Source organism: Tistrella bauzanensis (genome assembly GCF_014636235.1).
In the GTDB taxonomy this organism is placed as follows: domain Bacteria; phylum Pseudomonadota; class Alphaproteobacteria; order Tistrellales; family Tistrellaceae; genus Tistrella; species Tistrella bauzanensis.
The window spans coordinates 1-3,951 of the sequence record NZ_BMDZ01000139.1 but is presented as its reverse complement, the minus strand read 5'-3'; the positions used below and the strand labels follow the sequence as shown (position 1 = coordinate 3,951).

5 protein-coding genes are annotated in these 3,951 nt (G+C 61.5%); 3 read left to right on the top strand and 2 right to left on the bottom strand.

Translation table 11 applies throughout. From position 1 onward, the window contains the following. Positions 1–269: 269 nt before the first annotated feature. Positions 270–515: a transposase gene (locus IEW15_RS26820; RefSeq protein WP_188583164.1), complete on the bottom strand. Its 246-nt coding sequence runs from the start codon at positions 513–515 to the stop codon at positions 270–272. 165 nt (positions 516–680) lie between these two features. Here IEW15_RS26820 and IEW15_RS24955 point away from each other — a divergent pair, with 165 nt between their 5' ends. Together IEW15_RS24955 and IEW15_RS26670 are read left to right on the top strand one after the other, a co-directional pair. Then, positions 681–1,574 (top strand): DMT family transporter, encoded by an 894-nt coding sequence (locus IEW15_RS24955; protein WP_188583162.1) that lies wholly within the window; start codon positions 681–683, stop codon positions 1,572–1,574. A 6-nt stretch (positions 1,575–1,580) separates the two neighbouring features. Further along, positions 1,581–1,742: a DUF1127 domain-containing protein gene (locus tag IEW15_RS26670; protein WP_188583160.1), complete on the top strand. Its 162-nt coding sequence runs from the start codon at positions 1,581–1,583 to the stop codon at positions 1,740–1,742. A 606-nt stretch (positions 1,743–2,348) separates the two neighbouring features. Here the strand turns inward: IEW15_RS26670 and IEW15_RS24945 are convergent. Beyond that, positions 2,349–2,966 (bottom strand): LysE family translocator, encoded by a 618-nt coding sequence (locus IEW15_RS24945; protein ID WP_188583158.1) that lies wholly within the window; start codon positions 2,964–2,966, stop codon positions 2,349–2,351. A gap of 260 nt (positions 2,967–3,226) precedes the next feature. Here IEW15_RS24945 and IEW15_RS24940 point away from each other — a divergent pair, with 260 nt between their 5' ends. Beyond that, positions 3,227–3,835 carry a TetR/AcrR family transcriptional regulator gene (locus IEW15_RS24940; RefSeq protein WP_188583156.1) on the top strand — a complete coding sequence of 203 codons (609 nt, stop codon included), beginning with the start codon at positions 3,227–3,229 and terminating at the stop codon, positions 3,833–3,835. Positions 3,836–3,951: the final 116 nt, after the last annotated feature.

The window sequence follows — 3,951 nt, the reverse complement described above, 5'->3', positions numbered from 1 at the left end:
CTCAAGCGAACCAGACATTCCATGACCCTCCGAATCATGGTCACCCATTGATTCAGAACTTTAGGAAATACGCAACTGTAATGTTAGGCTCCAGACTCAATCACACCCAGAACGCGATGACGGCTGCAAGCAGCCACGGCCGAGAGGAAACTGGCCGCAAGCGTGTTGTAGCGGGCCACGACACGCATGGAGTCCTTGAGGCGGCAGAAAACGTTCTCGACGAGATGGCGATTGCGATAGCGCTTCCGGCCATACGCCACCGTCCGTTTTCAGTTGGTCCGCCCCCGGATCACCGGAACCGTACCGCAGCCGCGCAAGGCCTCCCGGAGCCTGTCGGCGTCATAGCCTTTGTCCGCGATGAGGTAACGGGTTTTCGGCATCCTGGGCAGGAACAGATCTGTTCCAGTCATATCGGATGCGTTTCCCGCCGTGAGCACGAGCGTATGAGGCCGTCCGAAAGTATCCGTCAGGATGTGGATTGTTGAAGCGGTTGCAGGTGATAGTCGACGGTCCATACGCCGCCGAGCAGTCGCACCGTCGACACCCGGTTTGCGGCACGTGGATGATCCCCGAACGCACCCCCCGTCCGCGCTCGACAGTTCGGCCGATGCCGAAACATCCCGCTTCCGATTCACGCTAGACAGAAGGACGAAGCCTCTCAGGAAAAAGACAGGAACACGATGGACCGCAAGACGACTATGGCAACGGAACTGGCGCTGCTTCTGGCCCTTTCCACGCTTTGGGGGGCGTCTTATACCTTCATCAAGATTGGCGTTGAAACCATTCCGCCCATAACGCTGATCGCGGCCAGAACGCTCATTGCCGGGGCCGTGCTTGTCGCCATCCTCCGTCTGCGCGGGTTGACGCTGCCCACCGACAGAAAGGTCTGGGGACGCTTCCTGTTTCAGGCCTGCCTCAACAGTGTCGTGCCTTTCACGCTGATCGCATGGGCCGAACAAACGACCGACGCCGGCCTTGCGACGATCCTCAATTCCACCTCGCCGATCTTCGCGTTCCTGCTGACGGCGCTGATCACGCGCCACGAGGCCATCACCGGCCGCAAGCTGTTCGGCGTTGCGGCCGGGCTGATCGGAATATGCATGATCGTCGGTATCGAAGCGCTCGGCGGCGTCGGGCATGAGCTATGGGCGCAACTCGCTATCGTCGCCGCCACGATCTGCTATGCCGGCGCTGCGATCTTCGGCAGGAACTTCAAGGGCCTTGATCCGATGATGCCGGCTGCCGGCTCGATGATCTGCGGCGCGGCGATCCTCATTCCGGTCAGTCTCGTTGTCGATCGACCGTGGACCTTGGCTCCCAGCGCCGATTCCGCCCTGGCACTCGTTGCTCTTTCGGTCTTCTCGACGGCGCTGGCCTTCGTGATCTATTTCCGCCTCGTGCAAACCCTCGGCTCTGTCGGCACGACGGCGCAAGCCTATCTCCGGGTTCCGATCGGCGTTGCGATTGGCGTCCTGTTCCTTGGGGAAACGCTTTCGTCAACGGCATGGATGGGGCTGGCCTGCGTTGTGGCCGGCGTGATCGCCATGACGATGCGTGCTCGAAAGCGGGGATGAGCACGCATGTCATGCCTCGCCCGTATCGTCGTAACGATCTTCCACATCTGGCCCGATCGATGGCGTCAGCGCCGCAATCTCCGTGACATGACCGATGACCAGCTTCGCGATCTCGGGATCAGCAGGCGCGACGCGATGCGGGAAGGCCGCCGCCCCTTCTGGCGATGACCCGTCGCAAACCAGGAAGTCGCTTGCTGCCGCCGCTCGTCTTCCAGATGCATCGGGCTGTCGCGTAGAAGCGGCAGTTTCCGGCAATGCATGGTGGGCGTGCGGTGATTGGGGGGCAAAAGGCGGGCCGTGCGGGATAGCGATGAGAACTATGTCAACTCCATAACCCTATATAACCCTCCGAAATATGGCATAAGGGGACAGTATATCCGCTTTAAATCCACCAGACGCCTGCTTCGCGCCACCATTCCTGTCATTAGACGTTACATACGCCGAACTACAAGCCAGTCATTCACAAGATTATTTACGGAAAATAGTTCGTTGAACAGCGTCGCACTATTCAATGATGGTGCGGCTCACCTGTGAGGGAGGCTTCGATGAAGCTTACGTATTTACGTGCAGGCGCTAAAATGGGGCAGCGTAAATGAGGGAGAGCCCGGATCCCGACCGCACTACGGTCCAAACGTTTACGCGACCTCTGTTCGCGACCCTGATGGAAACAAGCTGCAGGCGGTTTGCAACGCATTGGACTGATCGCCGGACCAGGGGCTACGGCCTTTCCACACCGGGGCACGCCCTCGGACCGGAACACGGCGTGGTCAATCGCTATCCTTTGACGATGAGATACCCACCCGTGCCGATCATCAAGGTGCCGGCGACCATGCGAATGGGCCTTCTGAAGGGAAACCCTTGCGAAGCATTGGCGACCGCACGCGCCGCGAAGGCATAGACCAGTTTCACGCCGCCCACGCCGATCAGCGTGATCGATCCGATCACACCGATGTCGAAGGTCGAGAGCGCGGTCACGTCGACAAAGACCGGAAACAATGCCGCGTAGAACAGGATCGCCTTCACGTCGCCGAGCGTGAGCGCGACACCCGCGGCAAAGCTCACGCCCAGGCCGCCCGCCCGGCGCACATCCGTTGGCTCGCCCGCTTTCGCGCCGCCGCGGATCAGGCTGAAGCCGAACCAGATGAGATAGGCGGCGGCGAGATAGCGCAGCACGGCGAAAAAGGTGCCCATCAACTCCGCGACAGTCACGAGCCCCGCTATCGCCATGGCGGCGAAAATGAGATCCCCGGCAACGATGCCCAGCGCCGAGGCGATGCCGTGGCGCACGCCCAGCGTCGCCGATCGCACGACCACCAACGCGACGCTCGAACTGGGAATTGCGGCGAGCGCGACCATGACGAAAAGCAGGGAAAGCGAACTGGCAAAGGTCATGAGGAGGCAGTCAACTCACAAGGCAATCGGCGCATGCTCAGACATTACGTCGGCGAGCATCGAATCTGCAATCTTCACCAATCGACTTTGTAGGCGGACATCCGGGTGCACTGCCATCCAACAGGCGGCACGTCCATGCGGCCGGGCCTCAGCGCGGTGAAGCGACCGTCGCCGCGCGAGACCTCGACGCCCTCAAAGGACGTGCACAGGTCGCTCCGGTTGCGATAGGCTTCGTCAACCTGTCAAGGGACAAGAACCCGATGGAAGAAACAACTCGAACCAGGATCATCGGCGCGGCGGAAGCTCTGTTCTACGAGCATGGGCTGCGCAGCGTGAGCGTGGATGCGATCGCGGAACGCGCCGGTGTCACGAAACGCACGCTCTACTATCATTTTGCAAGCAAGGACGAACTGATCGCCGCCTATCTGGCCGCGCGGGACGCGCCCACAGTTGAACGATATCGCGACTGGCTCGGCGACGACGACCGGCCGTTGCCCGATCGGATCACGACGATGTTCTCTGCTTTGGCGGCATTCGCCAAGCGCCCCAGATGGCGAGGCTGCGGGTTCACCCGCGCGGCGGTGGAACTCGCCGGTCAGCCCGGGCACCCGGCCGTCGTGATGGCGGCGGATCACAAGAAGCGCTTCGAAAGCTGGCTGACGGAGGAGCTGCGCGGCAGCGGCGTTTCAGATCCGGGCCTCGTCGGGAGGCAGGTCATGATCCTGCTGGAAGGAGCGATCGCCCAGATGCTGATTCACCGTGATGTCTCCTACGCGATGGCGGCCGGCAAGGCCGCGGCCGCGCTCGTGGCCGACGGATTTCCGGAAACGCTCGAACGCGCTGCGCCGGCCGAGGCGCGGATGGCCTGACCGCGGTGATCTGACGCGGATCCCATGTATACTCACTAGCAGCCTGTCGGAGTTGACCCCAAGGGTCTGGTTCGATCCGGTTTAGGGGCGTGCGGTGCTTTGATTGTGCGGTGATT